Below are 25527 nucleotides of genomic sequence, written 5' to 3'. Positions count from 1 at the left end.
CCGCCGACGAGAAGCGGCAATGTCGGCATCGTAACCCACCCCTGAAACGCCGCCAGACCCTCACGAGCGACGATCAGCGACGTCTCCGCAGCTCACGGCACATAGTTCCCGTGCCGATTCCCTTTTAAATTCCTCTCGATTCCCATGAAACAGGGATTCCTCCCGCCTCGCGCAAGAGCGATTGTGGAGCAACACAGATTGGGCATCTCCTCGAATGGCAGATACCAGTGGTGCAGAGCCTCGCACCGTGCTGCTGGCCAGAGTCGGGAACGATGCGGGACCGCCAGTCACAAGATGATGCGAGGAAACGATCATGGCTGAGATCGCCGCGAGCACCCGTCGCACCGAGCAGTCCAGCACCACGCAAGCTCGGGTCGGTGATGGTCCGCGGCTGCTCGTCGGCATCGCCGTCTACGACGGGGGACTCGGCGCCTATCGGCGCGGCGCCTGGCCGGCGAGCGCTTCCGCGCGTTGTTCCAGCCGAGCAGGCATGCTCGCTCATGCTCCAGGCGCGCGAACGGGAGTTTGCTGATGTGGACAACCCGAGATGCGACCTACTGGGACATCCGGCCCCTGTCGGGTGTGCTTGCGGCCGCGGCGCTGCCCACGATGTTGGGCCGTTGGCTGGAGGTCGAGCCGGTCGCCCGCGGTCGCCACCTGTTCCATCACCATGTGGGCCGGACGGCGGAGGCCATGCAATATGGTGCAGCGCGCATCGTCGAGATCGGCGATCAGATAATCGCTGCGGCGCTGTGGCTGCCCTGTGAGACTCCCAGCTCTGCCCGAGCGGTGAACGCAAGCGGCGGAGGCGCTTTCGCCGCCAAGCTCGGCGAGCTCGATGCCGCATCCGGGCAGGCGCACGAATGCCAGCCACATCTACGGCTGGCCGGGTTGGGAGTTCTGCCGCGTTGGCAGCGGCACGGTATCGCGAGCGCGCTGCTCACCGAACATCTCGAGGGTTTTACAGCGCGGCCGCGCTGTTTGCTCGCGGCTGATGATGCTGTCACGGCCGTGGCCGTACGGTGCGGATATCGTCCGTACGGCGATCCGGCCCCTCTCGGTCGTGGATCGGCAACCGTCCAGCCGATGCTCCGTACAGCCGACTCCAGTGCCGTGCGTGTTCCCGTGAATGCCTTCGCCGGGCAGGGCCCTGTCGGTTGCGCTGGTCGTGACACCGCTGGCGCCGTCAGTACGGCCTGTAAGCCGGTGCGGAGGGCACTGTGAACGCGGCAGCGCCACTGCCGGGCCGTGCCACCCGCATCGATCGCCGGCGGGCGCCAGCAGTATCCAGCCAGCGTTCCCGGAGCGGACCTATCGGCGAGACGGTGCTGGTATGAACCTCGATCACGGGTCCGGAACCTCGACGGCGGATCGCCATCCGCCGACCTTCAAGAGCGACGCGCCGCACTCCGCCCGGATCTACGACTACTGGCTGGGCGGCAAGGACAACTTCGCCGTCGACCGAGAAGTCGGCGAGGCGATGATCGCGGCGATTCCCGGCATGCGTTACATGGCCGGCGAGAACCGCAAGTTCGTCCACCGGGTAGTGCGTCACCTTGCGGGTGCGGGCGTTCGGCAGTTCCTGGACATCGGTACCGGCATTCCGACGGAGCCGAACCTGCATCAGGTCGCGCAACAGGTCAACCCGCAGACCCGCGTCGTGTACGTCGACAACGACCCGCTCGTGCTCGTGCACGCTCGTGCTCTGATGCTCAGCACCGACCAAGGGCGCTGCGAATACCTTGCCGCTGACCTGCGCGAATCGCAGTCGATTCTGGACAGCCCGGTGGTCAAGGACACCCTCGATCTGACCGAGCCGATCGGGTTGACCCTGATCGCAGTGCTGATGCTGCTCGCTGATACCGAGGATCCCTGGGCTCGGGTCGCCGAGCTACGTGACGCGGCTCCCTCGGGTAGCTTCCTGGCGATCACCCACCCGACCGCGGATTTCAACGCGGCCGAAGTTGACGCTGCGGTTGCGGCGGCCACCGGTGCCGGGATGACGTTGGTCGTCCGCAACCGGCAGGAGGTGGCCCGGTTCTTCGGTGATTGGGAACTCGTGGAGCCGGGGTTGGTGCCCGTGTCGGCGTGGCAGCCCGATGGCCCTGTCGATGAGCCGCAAGCCGCGTACTACTGGGCCGGCCTGGCCCGCAAGCCATGACACCTACCGCGAAGCGGCCTTCGGGCGGCGAGCAAGGAGAAGGAGGAGGCGATGAGCGAGCTGCCGGCCGGCACACCGGCCAGCACGACAGGCGAGCGCCGGCACTACCCGCCGGGCGTGGTGTTCCACGCGCCACACTGCCTCGAGGGAGGTAACCGCCCAGCAATCCCGATCGACGGGGCATTCACGAGCTTCCCCACACATGAGCTGCACTTCTGCTTCGGCGGGATGGTACCCGAGGGATTGCTGGACGTCCTCGGGATCGCAGAGATCATGCCGTACATCGTGGTCGAGCCCATCGCCTTCGGGGACCACCTGTACCGGCCGTCGACCGTGAAACCAGCCGACTGTCTGGACTACCTGTGTGCTGTCTGCCGGGGAACTCACGGCGACGAAGTGGAAACACTGCTTCACGCGCTGGCGACGCCCTCACCAGGCCGATAGCAGCGCAGCCGCAGACGACAAGCCGATGCTCGGCGTCAACCCAGTTACCAGTCTGGACACGAGATCCGGTCTCTGTGCCGCCCGCGGAAGGTACGTTGCCCCACCGCAATCATCGGGCTAAGCAACCACGACTCACAGCCATTCCGAGTCGGCGAGCAGCTGACAGCGCCGCCACAAGACCTTGTTCATCGCATGCCTGCGCGACGGAGCGATTCAGCCCACCACGCTGGTGGGAGACGAGGAAACACCATGCCGACCCAGACCGCCGTCACTTACCCCGCCCAGGCACGCCCGGATGCCGCGGGTACGGGGAAGGTCAAAGCCAAGCCGAATCAAAAGCTGGTGGGGCGGCTGCTGCGCATGGCCTCCGCGACCGAATCACTTCCCGACGGCCGGCCCGCGCGCATCCAGCGGCCGGAAGTCGTCGCCGCCGTCAACAAGATCATGACCGGGCTGTTCCCAGGCGTGGACCTCGCGGTGGTCAACGGCGGTTTCCTCGACGAACGCGAGCTCGGCCGATACGAACGCGGCGAGGTCTTCTGGCCGTCGAAGTACCGACGTGCCGCCTTCCGCGCGTTCTTCAACGTCGCGTCCGACGCCGACCTCGGCTTCTACCGTGCACGGGTGTTGGAACCGGTGCTCAACGACGAGGCACAACCCGACCGCGGGACTCCAAGCGAGCAGGCCGACGCTCGATCATCCCCCGGCCGTCGGCAGGACGCACTGCTCAGCGGTGAACCCGGTCACCGCCAGTACCGTGACACCGGCGATGCCGACACCGCCCAGCTACGGCGTATCCCGGCGGCGCGGACCGGTTCAGCAACGACCGCAGGGACCGATACCAGTACGGTGCCCGAGGACAGGGATGGCGGGCAGTCACCACTACGGCCGTGGAAGCCGAGCGGGCTGGACGTGAGCAGGCCGCATTCTGCCCGCCGATACGACTACTGGCTCGGTGGCAAGGACAACTTCTCCGCCGATCGCGAATCCGGTGACGCGTTCGCGCAGCAGTTCCCCTGGGTGAGGACAGCGGCGCTGGCGAACCGCGCCTTCCTGAGCCGGGCGGTCCGCGCGGTCGCTCAGGCCGGTGTGCGCCAGTTCCTGGACATCGGAACCGGCTTGCCGGCTCCCGGCAACACCCACGAGATCGCGCAGCGGATCACGCCGAACGCCCGGGTGCTCTACGTCGACAACGACCCGGTCGTCGGAACGCACTCCCGAGCCTTGACCGTCGGAAGCCGGGCCGGGCGCACCGCCTACCTCGAGGCGGACCTGCGTCGTCCCGAACAGATTCTGCAACACCCGGACTTCGAGGCCATCCTCAACCCACGCGAACCGCTGGGCATCGTGCTGGCAGCGGTGCTGCACTACGTTCCCGAACTGGCCGAGGCACAGCGGGCGGTCCGTGCCCTTGTGGACGCGGCTGCCCCGGGCAGCTTCCTGATCATCTCGCATGGCACACACGACTTCCTGTCCCCCGAAGAAGCCGCCGTCTACGAGAGGATGTACGCCTCAGGCGACATCGACATACGTACCCGCACGAGAGAGCAGATCGCGTCCCTCGGCGCCGGACTGCACATCCTGGAGCCGGGGCTCGTCGCCGTCAGCGACTGGCGCCCAGTCGACGAGCCGGCCAAGCGGCCTTCGGCTCGGCACGTAGGCCTCTACGGCATGGTGGGGCACCTCCGGCCACGGCCAGCTCCGTAGCGACGTGTACCCGGTCCGGCACAGCGATAATGATGCGCCTCCCTCCTCGGCGCCCTGATAGACGCACCTCAAGCGCATCTTCCAGGCGCGGATAGTCCTCGCGCAAATGAGGAGTCCTTCGGGTTTCTTACATTCTGGGCTTGGGGTTAATCATCTGCATGCCGCCACTTCGTCGCGATTTACCTATGGCCGCCAGCGCCAGTAGCAAGCCTGAGACCGCCGGGCCTCCACCCGGCGGTCATTTTTGGACGAGCGCGCGAGTGGAGAGAGCGAGGTGAGGCTCCACGAGTGAGACGCCCGTGCCCAGCGGAGCCGCAACCGAGGCGGGTTTCGGCTTCGTTAAATAGCTGCTCAAGGCAGTATGGATGTTGATCTGGCATCGTGGATGCACCTCGTTCTGGTATTTCCTATAGTCGATGCGACTGTGATCCTTAAATGCGCTTGGAAGAATTCAGCGCGATTATGTTCAGCGCCGCTGACGACTCCGAGTGAGAGAGCGACCCTCACTCCTTGAACCCGACGAACTTCATCGGTCCACGGACGCTGACGTAAGGGCAACCCCGAAGCGCACATTGTCCGACCGGCACCGTCCTATTGAAAGGACACTCGTGTTTCCCTTCCGCGGTGAAGCGCTCTTCCAGCGCCGTACCGTCGTATGCCGCGGAGGCATGGGGAGCAGAAGATCCTGGTTGACGACGTATACCCCGGTCAGACGTCGCCGACCTCCCTGTGCTGACAGCGCGGCCCGCACTCGCCCATACCCGTATGGGCGGGAGGTCGGGCCCGTCGCTGCGCTCACGGCACACGGTGCGCCACTGCAACATCGGCCCTCGGGCCTGTTCATGCCCCGGCTCCTTCGTGGAGCTGGCCAAGAGGTGCGGGCACGCCGATTCACTGGTGCCGCGGTTGGCGGCGTGCCCGCCCACCTCTGCCACACCGTCCCAACGTGACGAGCTCGGGCCGTCACCGAGGCGAGGCGTGAGCCCGCTAACTGCCATTTCTGCATTCGTGGGGAGAGATTCATCATGTCGTCAGTGGAGCCCCAACGGCTCACCGACTGTCTGTGGCTCGCGGCGCACGACAGCCTCGACGGCAAACCACGCATCGGAGAGTGGTCACTCGGGGTCGGCCTCGCCACCGGCATGCTCGGCGAACTGATCCACAACAACTGCCTGGAGGTCCGTGAAGGCGAAATCTTCCGCGCCGACGGCAGCAATTGCGACGACCCGGCGCTGCGGCCCCTGCTGGACAAGATGGCGGCTGAAGAAGCCAGCTGGCCACCCACCACCGCTTCGGCGACACCACGGCCTCGCGCACCGGTCGACCCACATGCCGGCTGGGAACCGCCATACCCACCGCATCATGGCGCGGACTGGCCGACTCAAGCATTCGACACCCGAGCCTGGCCGACACAGCCAGCCGCCACCTCGCCATGGCCACCCACCCCCGGCAGTAGGTACCAGAACGCCGCGCCGCCCGAGCACACCCGGCACCGCAAACGGGGTCACGACCTACGCAAGTGGATGTCGTACCTGGCCTACGATCGGCGCGCTGAGACCCTCGTTGTCGACAGGCTGACCCGCACCGGCTTGGCGCAACGGCAGGAACGCCGCCGCTGGGTAGGCGGGTCAACCGTGCGCTACGTACCCCGAGACTCCGTCGTCGCGGGAACGCCGGCAAGCCGCGTCCGTATTGCCGTGCAGAGTGGTCGCGGTCTCAGCCGCATGCAACTGCTGCTCGCCGGCTTGTTCCTGGCCACCGGACTGCACCACCACGCACTGGAGACGCTCTCCCCGCTCGAACGGTCCCAACTCGCCGACGAGCTGAAAACCGGCCTCGACGACATGTCCCGGGAACTGCTTCGTACCGCAGACGCCGCGATCGGGGAGGCCGCCATGCGTTGACCCGGCTCGCTACCCGCGACATGCCCCTCTGTTCACCCCCTTTTTCACAGGAGGACTTTCCGGTGCGTGCACCGTCACCTTCCGCCGTCCGGGAAGCGAGCGTGGAGAACGCGCTCGCCGCCAACCGGCTCGGCCCCTTCGCGATCGGCTCCGCTATCGCCTCCAGCGTGGCGCCGCTAACCGTCGTCACCCTGGTCGTGCCCCTCGCCGTGGCCGCGACCGGCCTGATCGCCTTCCCCGTCGCGATCCTCATGGTCGCCGCCATCCTGATGATCTACGCCGTCGGCTATCTCGCCATGGCCCGCCACATCCCCAACGCCGGCGCCTTCTACGCCTACGTCGCCCAAGGCCTCGGCCGTCCCGCCGGCGTCGGCACCTCCTGGTTCGCCCTGGCCACCTACAACAGCTTCCAACTCTGCTGCTACGGAGCGTTCAGCGCCGCCATCGGCGCCCCACTGCTGTCGGACTGGCTCGGCTTCAACGTGCCCTGGCTCATCCCGGCCCTGCTCGCCTGGCTCCTCGTGGCGGTCCTGGGTGCCAACGAAGTCAAAGTGTCCGGCGTCGTGCTGGTGCTCCTGGTCGTCGCCGAGACGATCCTGGTCGCGCTCTACAGCCTCGCCATCATGCTCAGCAGCGGCTTCTCCTTCAACGGCGCCGCGATGTCGGTCGGTGCCCTGACCGGCCCGAACCTCGCCGCCTTGGCCGCGACGGTCGGTGTGCTCGCCGTTCAGGGCACCACCTCGTTCGCCGGCATCGAGCAGTCCGTGGTCTACATCGAAGAAAGCAAGAACCCCAAGCGCACCATCCCGGTCGCCACCTACGTCACCATCGCCACGATCGCCGCGGTCTACTGGCTCAGTTCGTGGGTGCAGATCTCCGCCGGTGGACCGCAGATCCTCGAACGCGCGGCCACCGAAGCCGACAACCTGTTCTTCAACCAGGCCGCCGCCGTCCTCGGCGCCTGGTCGATCACCCTCGGCAAGATCCTGCTCGGCACCGGCACCCTCGCCGCGGCGATCGCGTTCCACCAGGCCATCGCCCGCTACGTCTTCGCTCTCGGCCGCGAAGGCGTCCTCCCACGGGTATTCGGCCGCACCACCATCAAGGGCGCCCCGCGCAACGCTTCGATGGCTCAATCAGCGCTCGCGTTGATCGTGCTCATCGCCTACGCGATCGCCGGCTGGGATCCCCTCGTCCAGCTCTTCTACTGGGGCTCCACCAGCGGGGGCGTCGGCGTACTGCTGCTCTACACCCTGACCAGCATCTCCGTCGTCGCGTTCTTCGCCAAAAATGCCCGCGGCGAGAACCTGTGGCAGCGGCTGGTCGCGCCACTGATCGCCACCGTCGTGCTGCTGGTCGTGGCCTGGCTCGCGCTCGACAACCTGCCCGGCCTGTTCGGCGTCGACCCCGGCAGCGGCCCGGCCCTCGTGGTCCCGGTCACTTTGCTGCTGGTCTTCGTCGGCGGCACCGTCTGGGGACTCGTGCTCAAGGGCACCAACCCGCGCGTCTACGAGGGCATCGGCCGCGGCACCCGCAGCGCCACCGCCAGCGCGTCCGGCTTGTCCACCATCCTCTGACCGAAAGGCACCGATCATGAGCGCACTGCGTATCGCCGGCCTCGCGGATGTCGACACCGTCGCCGACATTGTCGCGGCCTCCTTCCAGCACATGCCCGTCATCCGCTACCTCGTCCCCGACGACCAGCGGCGCCTGCCGGTCTCCCGAGCCTGGTACCGGCTCTACATCGAGCACGCCATCCGTGGCGCCGGGCAGGTCGTCATGACCGACGACGCCACCGCGGCCGCCGTCTGGTTCGACCGCACCGGTGAGGTGACCGAGCCCGAGGACTACGCCAAGCATCTGGCCGACCTGGCCGGTGACGACCTGCCCCGCTTCGAGCACCTCGACCATCAGATGGACGCCCACCACCCCCGCGACCCGCACTTCCACCTGCTGTTCCTCGCCGTGCTCCCGGACCGGTGGGGCCAGGGCCTGGGCAGCGCCCTGATGAACCACACCCACACCCAGCTCGACGCGGACGGCATCGCCGCCTATCTCGAGGCCACGAGCCCGGACAACCAGCGGCTCTACCACCGCCACGGCTACACCGACATGACCCCGCCGACCATCGCCGTCGACGGCGACACGCTCCTCTACCGCATGTGGCGGCCGGTCACCAACGGCTGACACACCACCCCCGGCCCGGCCTGACGGGTACGCCGTCAGGCCGGCTGTCCGGACCCCTGCTTTCGAGACCACCTCGCCGGAGCTTCGCTGCCGAACAAGGACAGGCCAGTAACCGCCACGCCCCTCGCCGCACCACCCAGTACCACTCCCATCGCGCCGGCAGTACCGCACACCACCGCGGTGGACGAGCTGCGTCACCTGATCCGCGCCGATCCGCGCGGCGCCGTGCTCACGCTTCAGCACGGTTCGGATCTGGACCCGGCCGTGACACTGATCCTGCTGGCCGAGGCTTACCAGCGGCTCGGCGAGCACCGGGAAGCTCTCACCGTCGCGGAGCAGGCCGTCGCTGCCGTTTCCCGTGCCGACATCCACCGGCTTGTGGCCGCCCGCGCAGTCCTGGCCGGCATCGCCTGCCGGATCGGCGGCCGAGCGGCGGTCACCCCGTGCGATGACTACGCGTTGCTCGCCGCCCGGCACGGTGAACCCGCCCGGGTGCTGCTTGCCGGCGCCGTCTACGCCGTCGCCACGTACAACGGCTCCGATGGCGCGCAAGGACGCCTAGGCCTGTACCGGCTCCACCAGCTCGCCCAGCACCGCGACCACTGCCGGCATCCTGTCCCCGCGACGATCCTGACCGCCTACACCGCGATGAACTACATCTGCCGCCACCGGCGCCACCCCGACAAAATCCCGACCCCAGAGGCCGTCCTGCCGGGCGGGCTGCTCGACACCGACCTCACTCGCGTGACACCTGCCGCGCTGGCCCTGCTGGTCCGTGGCACGGCCGTCACCCACCGATGCTCCACCCGGCGGCGGCGATGAAACCACCCACTCGCCGGCTCGGCCAGCGCCGCACCGCCATCGTCACACTTGCCGCGGTGCTGCTGGCGGTCACCGCCTGCGCTCCAGCGGAAGAGCCCGCCGTCCCCGTCGGATGGCAAGGGCCCTGTCCGAGCGCCGCGGCATCATCGAGCACCGCACCGCCGGCTGACCGGCTGAGCACGACCGGCCGGCTCCTCGGCCTGGCCGACACGATCACCGCCCTGCCCGCCGACGCGAAAGACGCCGCCGTCAACAGCTACTCGGTGGCGCGGACCCAGCTGTGGAGCGTCGTGGACGGCATGGTCACGCCCATCGAGATCACCCTGTGGCGGGACGCCGACGGCGGCGGCCGCGTCGACGAACGCGCTCTGCCCGCACGCCCCGACCCCTCCCGGCTGCCGGACACGGCCGAGCTGCTGCGTCTCGCGACCGCACCAGTCACGACCACGACGTATCCGGGAGCCGACGGACCACGCATCGGCGGCGCCGTCACCGAACCGGTGCCCAGCGACGCGCAGACACTCGCCGACGCCCTCTACGCCGGCGCACACCTGCGCTGCCAACCCACCTGGCTGCTGAGCGCCTTCGTCCGGCTCTACCGAAGCCACTACCTCAACCGGGCGGCCCGAGCCGGGGCGCTGCGCATGCTCGCCACCATCCCCGGCCTGGCCTACGACGGCATCGCCCGTGACGTGATCGGCCGCACCGGCTGGACCTTCGTCGTCGCCGGCTACCACCGCGAGACGATCCTGCTCGACCCCGACATCGGCACACTGCTGGCCTCCAGCGTCACGTCGATCGACGACACCCCACAACTGCTCGCTTACCAGCTCTTTCTCGCCACCGACCGCACCAGTACACCCGGCCAGCCGCCAGGCCAGTAACGACCAGCCCGCGCCGATGCCTCCACCCCGAGGAACGTCCGGCGCGCACCAACGACCGCCAAGCGGGACCCTATTCCGCCCACCGTCCCGGCATTGCGCGGTCACGGCAGCCGACCCGACGTGCTGCCAGGGCGGTGCGCTCGAACCCTTGCCCCCAAGGCGAGAGCGCACCGCCCACCCCCGCCAACAACAACTCAACCCGTCTTGGGAGCAGCCCGCTCGCCCCAACCACGCCAACACCGGGAGCCCACGATGTCCGAGCCCGCCCGTCTGCCCACCACCGAGACACAGCGCCCCGGTAAACCCCGCCGCGTCTCCACCCCGGTCACCGGCCAAGCCCGCGACGCCCTGCGCCGGCAAGCCGCACAGCTCTACCACCCAGCACCAGGCGCCGGGCGCCGCCTGTCGATCCGTGCCATCGCCGCACAGCTCGACCGCTCGTACGGCTTCGTCTGGAACCTGCTCAAGGAAGCCGGCGTGACACGACGTCCCGCCAACGGCCGCACCGCCCGACTCACCGGCCCTCACCCGTGAACCTCGGGTCACCTCACCCGGCAACCTCAGCTGACAGCAGCCGACACCCCACCCACCGTCCCCTGCCCCGCTCAACCAGTCACCGGCCCGCGGCCATCAAGGCCCCGCCGAGAAAGGACCGTTGTGGCACCGAAGCGCCGATCATCGCTCCCACCTCATGCCGAACCCGTCACCGACGGCCCTGCGCCAGCCAGCGCCGCACCCACCGACGGCGAGCTCGGTGACCTGTCCGAGGCCGTCATGACCGCGCTGCTGCAGAGCACCACCGGCCGTCCTGCCGACGCTGCCACCACACTCCACCCGTACGTCACCACCATCGACTTGGCGCAGATTCTCGCCGAGCCCAACCTGATCGACGCCTGCACGCTGTACGCCACGCTCACCACCGGCACCGAACAGATGCGAGCGGCGCACCACGCCTACCACGCCAGCCATGTCCTCTACCCGTGCGGACACCCCCGCCGGCTCGCCGCGGCCGACGCCTACGGCGCCACGCTGCACCAGCATGGCCTGCTCACCGAGGCGATCGACGTGCGCCGGCGCGTGCTCGCCGGTTACCGCATCCACCAGCCGCAACGCGCGCTGACCGCCGCCATCGACCTCGCCGCCAGCCTCCACACCGCCGGCCGATGCACGGACGCCCTGAACACCCTCGCTGGCGCCTGGCATACCTGGCACCATCACCCGCAGCCCGATACCAGCACCGGCACGGCCGTCCTGGCCGCATTCATGCGGGCGCTGCGCGCCTGCCGCCAAGACCTGCACCTGCTCGCCCTACTGGCCCAGGCCCGCGATACCCCGGCCTGGGACGACCTCGTCACCTCGCACACCGCGCAGAACGCCGCGGCCGACACCGCCTACATCGACGCCCATCGCACCACGGTCTGCACCCACACACCCCAAACCCTGACGGCCGCCTCACCCGAAAGCCTCCCGGGCCAAGCCTTACCTATCCCGGCCCGGCTCCCACCCCGATCACCCGCCCAAACCCCGCCCCGCGCACCCGCCACCAACGGCCACGACGCTCCGCGCCGCCATCCGCTGACCGGCTACCGCGTCGGTGACATCGCCGGTGCGATCAGCCGGATGCTCACCGCACCCGAGGCCGTGTTCCTGCTCACCTCCGACCGAACGCCGCAGCCCGACGACGGCGCGGCCCGGCAGCGGCTCACCGACACGATCGCCGCGTACCTGGCCCACCGACGCGCCCGCCGAGCCGCACTGCGCACCGCCGCGATTCTGCTACTTGTGATCGCCGTTGCCGTTCTCGTCCACCTCGTCGCCTGACGCTCCAATCCGTCACCACCCGTCCCGCGACAACGTCCCCTCACGGTTCAGGAGGAACCCGATGGGTTCACGACAGCGCACCAACACCCACGCCGAGACCAGCCGTACGCGGCGGCGCAACATGTCCAAGCAGCAGCAGGCAGACGCCGGCACCGCCATGGCCAAGCGGTACCGCGACGACGACAAGCCGTCCATCAGGCAGATCGCCGGCGAGTTCGGAGTCTCGTACGGCACTGCCTACCGACTGATGGGAGCCGCCGGCGTCGAATTCCGTTCCCACGGCGGTGTCCGGCAGCGCCGGCCCCGAACTAGCGGGGCCACTGCGAAAGCATCACCCGATCGCGGTACGAGTCAGGCGGGAAGCCGAGCATGACTGGTCGCCGTCCCGGCAGTGTCGGGTACCACCGGGTCGTGGCGGGCAGCCGTACCGCAGGCCATCGGCATGCCTCCCAACCGCATGATCCCGTCCTCTTCACGGCTCCGGACCACCGCAGGAAAGGCATCCGGCGAGGGCGCGGTGGTAAACCGTGGCGAGCCGGGATCGCGGTGACCGGCCGGTGCCCCCGTCGCGGGATGCCCACGGTCCGCGAGGCCATAGCCGACATCCCCGTCAACCGGCCGCGCCACTTCGGCCACGCCGAACCGCGGAGCCTGCCGTGAGTAGATCCTGGGGGCCGCTGGCTGCGCTGCTGGTCTCCCGGGCGGGAGCGTTGACCGGACACCGACTGCTGTTGCTCGCCGTGCCGTGGCTGGTCATAACCACCGGCACCCTGACCGAAGCCGGCACGGTAGCGCTGTGCCACACCCTGCCATACGTGATCATGCAGGGGCTGTCCGGACCGCTGCTCGACCGCAGCCCACCAGCCCGGGTCGCCGCTGGCGGCGACCTGATCGGCGCGGCCGCAGTCGCGACGCTCGCCGCCGCCGGGACACCGCCACTGTGGCTGTTGATGACCGCGATGGCGGTCATCGGCGCCGCGGACGGCCCAGCCGCTGCTGCCAAGAACGTGCTGCTGCCCGATGTCACCGTCGCCGCCTGTCAGCCGCCCGACCGTGGGCAGGCCCTCGCCGTCGTCGCTGAACGTGCCGCCAGCACCCTCGGCCCCGCCATGGCCGGCCTGCTGATCAGCCTCTACGGCACCTCCCGCACCCTGTGGCTGGCCAGCCTGCTGTTTAGCGTCACCTCCGCGCTCACCTGGCGCATCCGACTCGCCGAACGCCGGGCCGTCGCCAGCGAACCGGACTCCTACCTGCAGCAACTATGGGCAGGCGTCCGCGTGGTGTTCCGCGATCGGCCACTGCGCGCCATCACCATCATGTATATCGTCACCAACTGCCTCGATAGTGGCCTGATCGTCATTCTCATCCCCCTATGGGCGCGAGAAAACGGACACGGTGCCACGTTCGCGGGTCTCATGCTGAGTGCTGCCGGTGGCGCGGCAGTCTGCTCCGCCATCGCTGCCGCTTGGCTTGGCGCCCGGCTGCCCCGCCAAACCGCCTACCTGGTCGGTGTAATCATCAGCGGTCCGACCCGCATCATCGTGCTCGCCCTGGACTGCCCGCCCACCGTCATCATCGTGGTCTACGCGATAGCCGGCGTGGGCAGCGGCATCTTCAACCCCGCCCTGAGAGCCACCATCGCGGAGGTCGCCCCGGCTGAACTGCGCGGGCGAGTGTTCGCGCTCGTCGACGCGCTTAGCTGGATTGGCCTGCCTATCGCCGGCCTCTTCGCCACCACCGCGGTCAGCGCCGTCGAGCTGACCGGCACGTTGTGGGCGTTCGGCATCGCCTACCTGCTCGCCGTGCTGTACCCGGTCCGGCGCATCACCCGGCACCCCGCCCTATCGGTGGTCGCCGCGATCCCCGCACCACGCCGCCACCGCGAACCCGGAACCACCAGCCGCGACATCACACCGCAATGGAGCACCTGACATGCCCCCACCGGGCCGCCGCTCTCCACCGTCCACACGTCGCAGGGGCCGCCGCCAACGCACCGATCACCGGTCGACGCGGCAAACCACACTCCTCTCCCGAGGCCAACATCCTGCTTCGCGAAAAGCGATCCGACCCAGCACTGAGACGACCTGCACGCCGGCAAGTTCCCAGCCGGTCCCTTCCGACATCCGACCGGTCCCTTCCGACATCCGACGCCGGCCGACGCTGCGCCTGTCTGTGCTCTGACTAGGCGAACAGCGTCTCGACAGCTACCAGTAGCCCCGCTGCACTCCCACGAACAGTAAGGCGACTCCGTCGATGAAACGTCGCACTGCCGCCGTCGCCGCACTCATCGTCGCGGTATCGATCGCCTCCGCCGTGTATGCGGTGTGGCCCACACGCCAGCCTGCACCGCCGCCGACCTCGCAGCTGGACAGCACCGGACAAGGCACCTTTCACCGCAAGGACGGTGTCCCTCTGCTGACCGTCATTAACGCACCAGCCACCCCGGCAAGCCCTGACTGTCCGGCCCACACCTTGTGCCTGTACGCCGGCCCCGACTTCGGCTATCCCCGGGTCACCACCACTGCATGCGGACACATCGATCTTCGCTGGATCGGATGGGCGCGCCGCCCGCGATCCATCCACAATAACTTGCCGGCTGGCGGCCACCCGAACGAGACCGTCGGCTTTTTCCGCTCCGACGCCGACACCGACCCACCCAGCGAGGCAACCGAACACCTGCTCCTCACGCTCACCGCGAGCACCCGCACAGCAGACAACGTGCCGCCCGACATCGACTGGCTGTATCACCGCTGCTGAACCCCAGCTGCGTCCCCAGCCGCCCCCGCCTCAGACTCGCCACCAGCCGATCGAACATCATGACCACTACCGACACGAGCACAAAGGCGCCGTCTGCTCGGGACGCAGGAATCGGCATGGTGACAGCTGCCGCCGTCGGCCTGCTCATCGTCGTTCTACCGCACCAGCAGCCTGCCGACGCCGCCACGCCCGCCCCGCTGCCGATCACCGACCTCGCGCGTACGGCCCTGGCCGACACCACGGAGGGAGCCAGGACTGTCGATCACCTCGTCACCGAACGCTGGGACCTGCACGCAGCAGTCGCTGGCGGGGACGTCACCTCGGTCATGTTCCCGTCCCGGCGAGAGCTGTGGCGCGCGAGCGACGGCCGGGCCCGCACCATCGACCTCTCGCTGAGTCCTGACGCCTCCGCCGCCGACATCCACACCTTCGTCGACCCCGACGCCTCAACCGGCAACCCTGTCTTCAACGACTCCGCATCGGGACCCTTCGCGGTGGCGTTCGCTGATCGGCCCCCGACCGACCCTGCCGAGCTCGCCGGCTGGCTGGCCCGCACGTCCACCCGCGACGACGCGGTCATCGTCGGCGTCACCGGCCTTCTGCTGGAGAGGGCCCTGACCAGCCGCGAACGCGCCGCTGTCCTGACCGTCCTCGACGGCCACACCACCCTGACCTATGGCGGCACCGGCCGGTTCCGGGCCTCCGAACAGATCTCCACCGGCGGCACGCCCGCCATCAAGCTCACCTATCCGGGCGTGGTCGGCTACCGCACCTACCGGCAGGCCGACACCGTCGCAGCCATCCCATGACCGACACCGCAGAGCCGGCAGCAATGCAACCAGCGCTCAGCCCTGCGCCGCGCCCCGCTGTCCGGTCCCGAGACATCCAGGAATCGACCGATGACTGAAGCCCCATCGCCCGAGCCCCACACCGACTCCGACGACCCGTGCCACGACACAGCACCTCGACGCCGGCCGAGTTCGGCCGAGCCCCGCTGGATCCCAAGGGGCACGGAGATTGTCGACGCAGTACCAGCGCGGATCTACAACTATGCGGTGGGCGGCATGCACTGCTTCAAGACCGACAGGGCCCTGTGGGACCGCATCACAACCCTCTACCCGTCGGCCAGAGTTGCGGCCCGCGCCAACCGTGAATTCCTCGAGCGCGTCACCGAATGGCTCAGCGCGTGCGGTATCCGCCAGTTCCTGGATATCGGGGCGGGAATCCCTGAAGGCGGCGCCACCCACGAAACCGTCCGTGATCTCGACCCGGACGCTCGCGTGGTCTACGTCGATCTCGACCCCATCGCGGTCGAACAGGCCAGGGATCTGCTGCGCGAAGACCAGAAGGCGCACGCTGTGCGCGGTGATCTGCTCGACCCGCAGCACATCGTCTACCACGACGCCGTCATGAGTTTCCTCGATTTCGGCGAGCCGGTCGCCGTGATCCTTGGAACCGTCCTACAGTTCATCACGGACGATGCGGACGCCGCGCGCAGTATCAGCAGTCTCGTCGAGGCGCTGGCGCCGGGCAGTCTGCTGGTCATTACCCACGCAATGCTCGACGCCAATCCTGACCAGCAGCGCCGGCAGCAAGACGCTTACCAGTTGTTCGGGCAACACACCCCGACGCCAGCAGTGCTGCGCACCCCTGACCAACTCGGCGCCCTCATCGACCCCCGGTGCACCCTCCTGCCGCCCGGCATCGTTACTGCTGACCAGTGGCAGGCTGAACCCGCCGGCTGTGACCACCTGCGATGGCTCGATGGTCAGGATCCGCCCGGTGTGCTCGTTGCCGTTGCCCGCCTGCGATCAGCACGGGATCCGGCGGGCGACCACACGGCTGCCGCATCACCTATCGGATCCGCGCCGGCCGTCGCTGAGGCAGGCTCGCTCGCGTCCGGGACGGCGCAGGATGGGTGAATCTGTGTCCTGGTGCGGATGTCGGCACCGATATCTGCGACTTCCGTGTGATTGGCGCACTGACACGCAAACTCTGACCACGCCAGCTCGAGCGGGCGCTCACGAGGCCAGAAGGTGAGGCGCAGGTTTGCCGATCTTCGACACGAACATCCGGCGGGCAGCAGCGAAGCCTGATCGGTCGTCGAAAAGGTCGAAACTCATTTCCGCGAGTTCCCGTGCCTCGAAGACGCCGAGGGGTGGTGACGCGGCAAGTCGGCGCTGCTTAGCCTCAGCCCTAGCGCGGACCAGGGCCGGATCTGCTTCCTCCGCCGCCAGAGTGGCCAGCCATTCGAGGAAGGTGCCGGAGTGTCGGGGCCCGACCTCGTCAACGAGTCCGATCCGTGACGCGTGATCGGCACTGATCGGGAGCTTGTCGGACAACAGGCGTCGCGCCTGATCAGCGCCGACTCGGGCCGGCAGAGTGTAGGTGTGCAGTTCGGACCCGAAAAGGCCGATGTCGTAGTAGGGGTTCAAGACGATGCCGTCGCGGGCGGCCACCACGTCGGCGCCGAGCCCGAGCATGGCTCCGCCCGCCCCGGCGGAACCGTTGTACGCGGCGACCACCGTCTGCCTGGTACAGGTGATGATCTCTTTGCAGACCTCGTTGATGGCCCGGATGTTCGCCCAGCCCTCGGCGGCCGGGTCCGAGGCGTGTTCGATCATGTTGAGGTGGATGCCGGTGCTGAAGGCCTCGGTGCCGCTGCACAGCACCACGACCCGGGTGTCCTGCTCCACGGCGTGCCGCAGCCCGGACAGCAGGCGGCGGCAGTGCCCGGCGGCCATGGCCCCGTTGTAGAAGTCGAAGTGCAGCCAGCCCACCGCTCCGTCACGCCGGTATCGGATCTGCCCGTACCCGGAGACCGTGTCCGGGGCACGGCCTGACTTCGCGGACGCGTGTGCCACCCCGTGCACGAGCGAGCCGAGCACTGTCACGGCGGGCAGCTTGATGCCGGGCCGTCCGTCGGCGGTGACCGGCCGCAGGTGTCCCAGCCACACGCTGCCGTCACCGGCAGCAATCAGCACTGCGCCTTCGCGGCGCAGCAGTACCTCGCCGGGCCGGCCCTTGCGGACGGGGCCGCGATGAGCGTCGTAGGCGTACACCGGCAGGCCAGCGATCTCGGTCAGCACCCCGGGCACCCCGTCAGCGGCCCGGACACGACGCAGAATCTGCTCGACCGGGCCCGCCCAGTCGATGGACCGGTCGGCCTGCCGCATCGCCGGCCGCAGTCGGGCGCCGGGAACCTCGACCGGAAGTTTCTCCGCGGGCGTCGCGACGAACATCGGATCGCTCGCCTTCTCGACGACCTCGAGAGCGCACTCCAGGGCGGCATCCGCGACCAGCCCCGCGTACAGCGCTGACTTACGCGTCGCGGTCGCCGGCATGGCGAACGTGCGTGTCGCCCAGACCGGACCGGCGTCCATCTCTTCGACCGCTTGCAGGGCGGTCACACCCCAGCGAGCCATCCCGTCGCTGATCGCCCAGTCCAGAGACGACGGGCCCCGGTCACCGACCGGGCCAGGGTGAAGGATCACGGTCGGCCAGCGCTGCCAGACTTCGGCCGGCACCCTCTTGGTCAGGTAGGGGCACAGGATCAGGTCTGGTCGTGCCGCGGTGACACCGGTGATGATGTCCGGGCCGTCGCCGGCTAGTTGCACACCGACGTCGTGCCCGAGGTCACGCAGCGCGAGCCAGACGCGCTGGCTGAGGCCGTTGAAAGCGCTGACAAGCAGCAGGATGCGCACGATTCCTCCGTGCAGTCTCAGACAGATCAATGGAGCAGACTTGGCGTCGTTTCTTCGTGCACCCGGCGCGTCGAACCCCGTCGGCGCTGCAGATCGGGCGGACTACGAAATGGAGCGTGGGGCCAGAACTGACCGGGGTGCGGTTCCTCCGCGCCCTCGTGCTCCCGGCCGACACGTTCACCCGTGCCGGCCGGGAGCACAGCGGCTCAGCTGCTGATGTAGATGCTGTCGCGCCAGCACGCGTCAGTCAGCTTGGCCTTGTACGTGCCGTAGAGGCCGCCGACCTTCCGGCTGTCGGTGCCCGTGCCAGAGGCGATCGTCACGCCGGTGCCGGTATCCCAGACCTTCCACGGGCTGCCCTTACAGGCCGAAGTGGAGATAGAGATCTCGTGCTTGCTGTTGGCCGAGATCGTGCCGGTCGTGCACGTGCGATACCACGGCTTGTACCAGTACGGGGCGGTGCATGATGTGCCGGCCGCGAAGGCCGGGGAGGCGCCTCCGCCGACGAGCGCCGTGGCCGCCACTGCGGAAGCGGCCATCACCATCAGACTCTTCTTCAGAACATTCAACGTCCGCTCCATTTTCGCGATGACGGCATTGCGTCAAACCGATGGGTCGTCGAACGGCCGGCTTTCCGACTGACGTATCGCAACAACGAACAGCCAATTCCCCTCACTGACGCTCGCGGCTGTTCTCTATTGCTCGCAGCTCCCTAAGCTGCGGTAGGGCAGTGCCGACATTTTCTTCCTGCGCGGCGAGTGGTCTCGTGCGCGGAGGAATCCGCTCGATGATTCGATGCTGCCGAATTCGTGAATGGCGGGATAGTTGTCTGCGGTTGTCCCCGGTGGTCCCCGGTTGACTCTGGTTGTCCCCGCAGGTTCCGTCATACGGGGAGCTCGTAATACCGTCTGTCAGCGTTTGATCAGCAACGGTAGGTGCCATGAGCCCGGTCGAGCAGGAATCCCTGCCGTGTTCACTGGGTGGCTGCGGCGATCTCGCCGCCATGTGATGACTACCAGCGCGCTAGTGACCGCCGGCCACCGAACTGTTGACCGCAGCCGGCGGTCGTTGGCGCTATCTGCGTCCAGCCGGCGGGCAGCGTCAGGCTGTCTCGCCGGCGCAACGCTCGCGGCCCGCGAGGTATGCAGCCCTCGAGTGAATCGTCCTCTCGGCGCTGGCCAGAGTCTGCTGGGGCCTAGCGGGCGGATCAAGGCTTGAGATCAGGCGCAATACTTCAGTTTGGGCAGGTCGCCCTGGCCTTTGATCTTCAGGCCGATGCCGTACCGGTTGGCGTAGGTGTAGAGCTGCGCACAGGCCTTCTCGTTCGGTGCATAGAAGATCCGCGAGTTGTAGGCCCCGGCCTTGAAGTAGCGCAGCCCGCGCACCTTCATGTTGTACTTGTGCCGGCTGTCGATGCCGGTTCCCCATGGATTGTTCTTGTAGTAGATCTGCCAGGACTTGTAGTTCGACTCGTTGGAGACGAATCCGAGGTTGCGGGTGAAGTGCATGCGCACCCACTGGTAGCCGGCGCACGCACCGCTCCGGCTCGCCCGCCACTCCACCCAGCCGTAGTCGGCGCCGTTCTCGGCCACGAGGCGGGCGGTCTTGCCGATTCGGTAGTTGGACTTGCAACCGGAGACCTGGCTCATCCACTTGCCGTGATGCTTCGACACGCTCGCCGACGCGGGGCTCGTCGCGACCAGAACGCCGATGCCCACAGCGACTGCGGTGATGACCGCCATCAGAATCGTCCTGCGTGATCGGTGTACCGCAACATTTGGTATTCGGGACATGGGATGCCTCCACGGGCTCGGCGAAGTGATGAGACAGGGCACGTCACGGCCTTTCACGTGCTTCACGAGTGGCGTTACCGGATACTGCTCGGTCGATTTCGGTAGTCGAATAGACGCGGAGCTTCGCGTCACGAGCACCGCCAGCAATCGCTTTCGAAACCGTTCAGGGTGCCCCCGATTCGAGACTGCCGGAACATCGGCAGCGCGAATAGTTGTCCGCGGTTGACTCCGGTTGTCCGGCATGTGCGCTGCAGCTGGGAAAGAAAGCGCAGCGGTTTCGGGCGCCGACGCGAAGACAACCTCGTCACGCCGTCACGGATGTCAGCCTGGTCTCGGTTCCGCCGACCAGGTGGGCTTGTCTCTCCCGTGATGGACAGCGCCGAGCGGGGCCGAGGAGCCCGGTGGGGTGACGGTGCTGGCCGGGCACGTTGGCTCGGCCCGGCGCCGTCCGCAAGGCGTTCCCGAGAACATCTTGGCCTTCGGCCAGAGATCTTCTCGTTCTCGCCTTGCCGGCCGCCCTGCCGGGCCGGCCACGGGCACCGGGGCCAGCACGCGCTCGCCCGCCGGTCGTCTCGGACCCGGATCGGGCGGGTGCGTCCCGTCAGCCACCGCCGCGGTGGTGGCTTCTGTGTTCGTGGAGGACGTGCCTCATGGCTCAGACGACTCTGACCGTCGCACCGAACCGTCACATCCGACTGCCCCGTCTGATGGAGATCTTGAACGACCAGAACACCCGGGCGATCGACGTAATCGCCGGCGCCGGCTCCCTGCGCTGCCAGGACGGCATGCTGCTGCTCGACGGCACGGAGCCGGATCTCAGCGACGACGGCGTCACGCTGACGACGGGCGCTTACACCCTCAGCGACATCGCGCTCGGCGGCGTCAGCGAGAAGCTCAACATCCCCCTGCCGTACCTGCGGCGGATGGCTGAGGAGAACGTGCCGGCGCTCGACTACAACATCAACACCTGGATGGAGCGCGACCACCGGCGTTTCCTCGTGCGCTGTCTACGGCACACGGCCGGCGGCAGTGACGGCGGTATCGCGCGAGCGTTCCTCTCCGACCAGTTCCTGCGGCTGGACAACCTCGACGTGCTACTTGCCGTCCTGGACGGCATCCGCGACACCGGCGTCTCCGTCACTGTGGATTCCTGCGACCTCACTGACCGGCGAATGTATGTCCGGTTCATCTCACCCGAGATCGAGGTCTTGGCGCCGGAGCTGCTGCGCAACTATCGCTCGCCGTTCGACGGCCGCCGTGGCAGTGACCTGCCGGTCATCAACGGCGGTTTCATCCTCACTAACTCCGAGACCGGCTTCGGCAAGTACAGCCTCGCCCCGTTCATCCGGGTCCAGGTCTGTATGAACGGGCAGACCATCGACAAGGCCCTGCTCAGCCGCACCCACAAGGGTGCCAAGATCACCGACGATGACGGGATCATCGACCCGTCTCCGCAGACGCTGCGCAAGTTCCTCGAACTGATCACCGAGCAGACCAAGGACGCCGTCCGCGCGTACCTGGACGTCGACTTCGTCACCCGGGCGGTCCGCGACCTCGAGGCCGCCGCCGGGATCGTGGTCGCCCGGCCGGACGAGACGATCAAAATCGTGGGCAAGGAGCTCAAGTACACCGAAGACCAGCAGAAGGAGATCCTGGCGCACTTCATCACCGGCGCCGACCTGAGCGCCGGCGGAATCATGCAGGCGGTCACGTCCTTCGGGCGCAGCGTCGCTGACGCCGACGTCGCCTACCGGATGGAGACCACCGCCACCCAGGCGCTGCACCTGGCGGCCAAGGCCGCGGCGACCTGACCAGGCCGCTCACCGCGGCCGGCATCTCCGGCCGGCCCTCGCTCTGCCCGCTTCCAGGATCCCGCAGCCGGTACGGCTGCGGGATCCAGGTCGTTGCTGTGGAGGACACCTGTGATGCATTGCCTTTCCGTGGCGCTGCCGTGGATCGCCGCCCTGCTGGTCGGCGCCGCCGTCGGCCGGGTCACCGCGACACCGCTGATCCGACGACTGCGTGCGACCGTCGACAGGCTGAACCAGCTCGTCCTGCACGATTCGCTGTCCGGTCTGCTGAACCGTTCCGGTCTCAAGGACGCCTACCTCCGGTCGGCCGGACACGACCGGCACCTGATCCTCGTTGACCTCGACGCTTTCAAGCGGGCCAACGACCAACACGGCCATCCCGTGGGTGATCAGGTCCTGTCCGCGGTTGGTCGCCGTCTGGCCGAACTGGCAGCGACGCACGGCGGCTGGGCCGGCCGGCTCGGCGGCGACGAATTCGCTGTCATCCTTCCCACCGTCACCGGCGCGACCGCCACCACGGTCGCCGTCGCGGCGACCGCTGCGGTGGCGATCACTGATCTGCCAACCGGGCCGCTGAAAGTGTCCGGCAGCGCCGGTCTGGCATTCGCGCCGGCCGGCTACCCGTGGACGCGCGCTCTGACCAACGCCGACATCGCTCTCTACCACGGCAAACACGCCGGGACCCCGATCACCTACGAGCCGGGGATGACCTACCCGCGCACGCCGAGCACCCGACGTCGAGCCCGCGACGACGCCCACCAGTAGCAGCCGGCACAGGCCCGCACACCCCGTGGACACCCATGCGACCCGGTGCGCCTCTTCGGAGAGGCGCACCGCCCTTGGGCTGCTCACACGGCCCACCGGCAAAGCGTCAACTCCCTAAACCCTGCTCACTTTTCCGGGAGGCTCACATGACTCATCACGGCAATGCGGCGACGCAATGTGGCCAGTCCGTCGACGAGGCGGACCGGCTCGCCCGGATCGCTCTCACCTGGCTCGCAGAACCCGGCAACCGCACCATCTGGTCCCTGGTCCAGCAGGTCGGCGCCCCCGCAGCCCTGGACCAGCTCCTCGCCGGCGACATCGACGACACCAGCCTCCGCACCACCATCGCAGCCCGGACCCGCGCCGGCGACGCCCGGCGGATCGCCGAGATCGCGGTGCGCCGCGCGGACCGCTCCGCAATTCGCCTCATCACCCCTTCCGACAGCGAATGGCCCGCAGGGATCGACGATCTAGCGACCCTGGAGGTGACTACACCCGGCCGCATCAATTACGACACGCGGCCGCCGCTGTGCCTGTGGGCGCGGGGCGACCGGCCACTGAAACCGGCCCTCACCAACGCCGTGGCCATCGTTGGCGCCCGGGCCGCGACCAGCTACGGCGTCCACCTCAGCACGCAACTCGCCTCGGGCCTCGCCGAACGCGGCTGGACGGTGACATCAGGAGGCGCGTACGGGGCCGACACTGCGGCACACCGCGGCGCCTTGGCAACCGCTGCAGGCATCACCGTCGCGGTGCTGGCCTGCGGACTGGACCGGCCCTACCCTGCCGGCAACGCCGCACTGTTCGACCTCATCGCCGACCGCGGTCTGCTGGTCAGTGAATGGCTGCCCGGCGCCGAGCCCCTGCGCCACCGTTTCCTCATCAGGAACCGGCTTGTCGCCGCTCTGACGGCCGGCACCGTAATGGTGGAGTCGGCGCTGCGCAGCGGCGCCAGCCACATGCTGGGTCGTGCCCTCGCGTTGAAGCGGCCGGCGATGGTCGTTCCCGGCCCGGTCACCTCTGCGTTATCCGCCGGATGTCACGACATGCTGCGCCGCAACCCGGCCGCACGGCTGGTCACCTCCGTCGCCGACGTTCTCGAGGAGCTCGGCCAGTCGACCAGCTGATCTTCCTGCGAATCGCTGGCCCCGTCGTCGCCGCCGGCGGACGGTTCGCTGCGGACGGCACCCACGCAGCTGAGCCTGCCCGCGGCGGCATTCGCTGACAAACGGTCCGGTCAGAGGGTGGGTGGCGGTCCCCGTGTCTTGCCCCGGCCGTGGCTGGCAGACGTCGTGTCCGGCCGGTGGCCGGTGGCCGTCACTGCCCTTCAGCGCTTGTACCGGCCCCGTCCCGGACCGGCAAGGGCACGGCGCCCCATGGGCGGCCACCCGGCGCCGTCGCTGCCCGGGTGTGGCCGTTGCTGAGGGGTGGCCGCCGGGGCTTGGCCCTGGCCTGTCCTGGGCCGTCAGGGCCGGTCCGCGCCCGGGGTCAGTGCGGCCCCCGCGCCCGTCCCGGACCGGTGTGCCGCGATCGGCGGCCTCTCCCGATCGCGGCACACCCTGGGAGGCGTTCACCGCGGGGGTCGCAGCCCGCTGCGATGCCAGGAGTGATCACAACATGCTCGAATCAGCGCCGTCTGTCGTGCGTGGCCCGGCCGAACTGCTCGCCGCGATCCCGTACGTGGTGGGCTACCACCCCGACCAGTGCGTGGTCGTCGTTTTCATCACCGCGGACGGAAGGCTCAAGTGCGGCCTGGCCGTCGGCCGCCAGGCGCCGGTGTCGTTCATCGTCGACAAGAGCATCGCCGGCGCCGCCGCCGCGGACGCGGCCATGGCGTTTGTCATCGGCTACGGACCACTGTCAGACCGGGAGTGGCTCACCGACATCGCGGACAGCTTGCATGCGGCGGTGCCCGTGCAGACCTGCCTGCTGGTGCACGAAGGCCGCTACTACTGCCTGAACCGTGGTTGCCCGTGCACTCCCGAGCAGGGCGCTGAGCTTGATCCCGGCAGCAGTGTCATCGCCGCGGAGATGACACTGCGCGGCCGGGTGGCGCTGCCGTCACGGCGCGACCTGGACGATCTCGTCGCCGCCGATGCCGAGGCGCAGACACGCACTGCCGCGGCGCTCGGCGGGCTGTCGCGACCGATGCCGGATCCGGTGGACGTCGTGCATTCCAGCATGGCGATCGCCGAAGCCGGCGACCGGCTTACCGATGAACAGGTCGCGCACCTGGCGGTGGCGCTGCGCGGCGCCGACGGTCGCACGGCGGCCTGGCTGGCGACCACGGATCAGCAGTGGCAGCACGACCTGTGGCTTGATCTGATCCGCCGGGTGCCTGACGAGTACCTGGTCACACCGGCGAATCTGCTCGCCTGGGCCAGCTGGCGGCGTGGTGAGTCGGCGCTGGCGTGGACGGCGCTGGTCAAGGCCGCCACGGCGGCGCCGGACAACACCCTGTCGCGTCTGATCGCCACCGTGCTGACCACGCCGATCGATCCGCAGAAGCTGCCCTGGCCGCTGCCGGAGGGCTTCAACCCCGAGCACCTTCTCGGCTAGCGGCACGACCAGGTCGGTGTCCCGGGCCTGCGGGGCACCGACCTCTCCGCGAACCGGTCCAGCCGGCCGGGTGGCCGCCGCTTCAGATTCAGCTGCGGTCCTGACCGAGCGGATGCCGCCGGCGCAGCAGACGACGTGCGGCGCGGCATCGCAGCCGTACGGCCGCCGCGTTCGCTGTCTCTCCCTCATCTCACCTCACCAAGGAGTT

General features: G+C 68.5%; 22 protein-coding genes and 1 pseudogene. 20 read left to right on the top strand and 3 right to left on the bottom strand.

Annotated elements, in window-relative coordinates:
- Positions 1–531 precede the first annotated feature (531 nt).
- The 16 genes from IEZ13_RS32065 to IEZ13_RS31995 all read left to right on the top strand — a co-directional run bounded on the left by IEZ13_RS32065 (position 532) and on the right by IEZ13_RS31995 (position 16609).
- Complete coding sequence (locus tag IEZ13_RS32065; protein WP_183223185.1) at positions 532–1224, top strand: N-acetyltransferase; 693 nt, start codon at positions 532–534, stop codon at positions 1222–1224.
- A 109-nt stretch (positions 1225–1333) separates the two neighbouring features.
- Positions 1334–2161, top strand: coding sequence for an SAM-dependent methyltransferase (locus IEZ13_RS32060; protein ID WP_183223183.1), 828 nt, complete (start codon positions 1334–1336; stop codon positions 2159–2161).
- A gap of 51 nt (positions 2162–2212) precedes the next feature.
- Positions 2213–2605, top strand: coding sequence for a hypothetical protein (locus tag IEZ13_RS32055; RefSeq protein WP_183223181.1), 393 nt, complete (start codon positions 2213–2215; stop codon positions 2603–2605).
- A 249-nt stretch (positions 2606–2854) separates the two neighbouring features.
- Positions 2855–4312, top strand: coding sequence for an SAM-dependent methyltransferase (locus IEZ13_RS32050; protein ID WP_229795314.1), 1458 nt, complete (start codon positions 2855–2857; stop codon positions 4310–4312).
- Positions 4313–5337: 1025 nt separating this feature from the next.
- Positions 5338–6216: a GPP34 family phosphoprotein gene (locus IEZ13_RS32045; protein WP_183223179.1), complete on the top strand. Its 879-nt coding sequence runs from the start codon at positions 5338–5340 to the stop codon at positions 6214–6216.
- Between the two features lie 62 nt (positions 6217–6278).
- On the top strand, positions 6279–7793 hold the full coding sequence (locus IEZ13_RS32040; RefSeq protein WP_229795312.1) for an APC family permease: 1515 nt from the start codon (positions 6279–6281) through the stop codon (positions 7791–7793).
- Between the two features lie 16 nt (positions 7794–7809).
- A complete protein-coding gene (locus IEZ13_RS32035; RefSeq protein WP_183223175.1) occupies positions 7810–8403 on the top strand; it encodes a GNAT family N-acetyltransferase in 594 nt (197 codons plus the stop codon).
- A 180-nt stretch (positions 8404–8583) separates the two neighbouring features.
- Entirely contained in the window at positions 8584–9225 is a 642-nt protein-coding gene (locus IEZ13_RS32030) for a hypothetical protein (protein ID WP_183223173.1), read from the top strand.
- Positions 9222–10109 (top strand): hypothetical protein, encoded by an 888-nt coding sequence (locus IEZ13_RS32025; RefSeq protein ID WP_183223171.1) that lies wholly within the window; start codon positions 9222–9224, stop codon positions 10107–10109. The genes IEZ13_RS32030 and IEZ13_RS32025 overlap by 4 nt, the downstream gene beginning before the upstream one ends.
- Before the next feature lie 252 nt (positions 10110–10361).
- Positions 10362–10643, top strand: a complete 282-nt coding sequence (locus IEZ13_RS32020) for a helix-turn-helix domain-containing protein (protein ID WP_183223169.1) — start codon at positions 10362–10364, stop codon at positions 10641–10643.
- Between the two features lie 240 nt (positions 10644–10883).
- Positions 10884–11930, top strand: coding sequence for a hypothetical protein (locus IEZ13_RS32015; RefSeq protein WP_183223167.1), 1047 nt, complete (start codon positions 10884–10886; stop codon positions 11928–11930).
- A 61-nt stretch (positions 11931–11991) separates the two neighbouring features.
- A complete protein-coding gene (locus IEZ13_RS48005; protein ID WP_373293056.1) occupies positions 11992–12303 on the top strand; it encodes a helix-turn-helix domain-containing protein in 312 nt (103 codons plus the stop codon).
- A 283-nt stretch (positions 12304–12586) separates the two neighbouring features.
- The gene (locus tag IEZ13_RS32010) at positions 12587–13861 is read left to right on the top strand and encodes an MFS transporter (RefSeq protein WP_183223165.1); all 1275 of its coding nucleotides are present in this window, start codon (positions 12587–12589) and stop codon (positions 13859–13861) included.
- A 322-nt stretch (positions 13862–14183) separates the two neighbouring features.
- Positions 14184–14687: a peptidase inhibitor family I36 protein gene (locus tag IEZ13_RS32005; protein ID WP_183223163.1), complete on the top strand. Its 504-nt coding sequence runs from the start codon at positions 14184–14186 to the stop codon at positions 14685–14687.
- Between the two features lie 116 nt (positions 14688–14803).
- Positions 14804–15496 (top strand): hypothetical protein, encoded by a 693-nt coding sequence (locus IEZ13_RS32000; RefSeq protein WP_183223161.1) that lies wholly within the window; start codon positions 14804–14806, stop codon positions 15494–15496.
- Between the two features lie 90 nt (positions 15497–15586).
- Entirely contained in the window at positions 15587–16609 is a 1023-nt protein-coding gene (locus IEZ13_RS31995) for an SAM-dependent methyltransferase (protein WP_260179359.1), read from the top strand.
- A gap of 99 nt (positions 16610–16708) precedes the next feature.
- On the opposite strand, the gene IEZ13_RS31990 is transcribed toward IEZ13_RS31995, so the two are convergent.
- The 3 genes from IEZ13_RS31990 to IEZ13_RS31980 all read right to left on the bottom strand — a co-directional run bounded on the left by IEZ13_RS31990 (position 16709) and on the right by IEZ13_RS31980 (position 20133).
- Positions 16709–18391 (bottom strand): hydrogenase maturation protein, encoded by a 1683-nt coding sequence (locus IEZ13_RS31990; RefSeq protein ID WP_183223157.1) that lies wholly within the window; start codon positions 18389–18391, stop codon positions 16709–16711.
- Positions 18392–18597: 206 nt separating this feature from the next.
- The gene (locus IEZ13_RS31985; protein WP_183223155.1) at positions 18598–18960 is read right to left on the bottom strand and encodes a hypothetical protein; all 363 of its coding nucleotides are present in this window, start codon (positions 18958–18960) and stop codon (positions 18598–18600) included.
- A gap of 651 nt (positions 18961–19611) precedes the next feature.
- Positions 19612–20133 carry a hypothetical protein gene (locus tag IEZ13_RS31980; protein ID WP_183223153.1) on the bottom strand — a complete coding sequence of 174 codons (522 nt, stop codon included), beginning with the start codon at positions 20131–20133 and terminating at the stop codon, positions 19612–19614.
- Positions 20134–20834: 701 nt separating this feature from the next.
- Here IEZ13_RS31980 and IEZ13_RS31975 point away from each other — a divergent pair.
- The 4 genes and pseudogenes from IEZ13_RS31975 (at position 20835) to IEZ13_RS31960 (ending at position 25319) form a co-directional block, all read left to right on the top strand.
- Positions 20835–21995: a DUF932 domain-containing protein gene (locus tag IEZ13_RS31975; RefSeq protein WP_183223151.1), complete on the top strand. Its 1161-nt coding sequence runs from the start codon at positions 20835–20837 to the stop codon at positions 21993–21995.
- Between the two features lie 114 nt (positions 21996–22109).
- Complete coding sequence (locus tag IEZ13_RS31970; RefSeq protein ID WP_183223149.1) at positions 22110–22760, top strand: GGDEF domain-containing protein; 651 nt, start codon at positions 22110–22112, stop codon at positions 22758–22760.
- A gap of 146 nt (positions 22761–22906) precedes the next feature.
- Positions 22907–23875: pseudogene (locus tag IEZ13_RS31965) on the top strand (DNA-processing protein DprA); the annotation flags it as partial.
- A gap of 502 nt (positions 23876–24377) precedes the next feature.
- Positions 24378–25319 (top strand): DUF4192 domain-containing protein, encoded by a 942-nt coding sequence (locus IEZ13_RS31960; protein WP_183223145.1) that lies wholly within the window; start codon positions 24378–24380, stop codon positions 25317–25319.
- Positions 25320–25527: the final 208 nt, after the last annotated feature.

Source organism: Actinoplanes campanulatus, assembly GCF_014647795.1.
GTDB classification, from domain to species: Bacteria; Actinomycetota; Actinomycetes; order Mycobacteriales; family Micromonosporaceae; genus Actinoplanes; species Actinoplanes campanulatus.
Note: the sequence above shows the minus strand (reverse complement) of the source record. Positions and strands in the feature narration are given on the sequence as shown.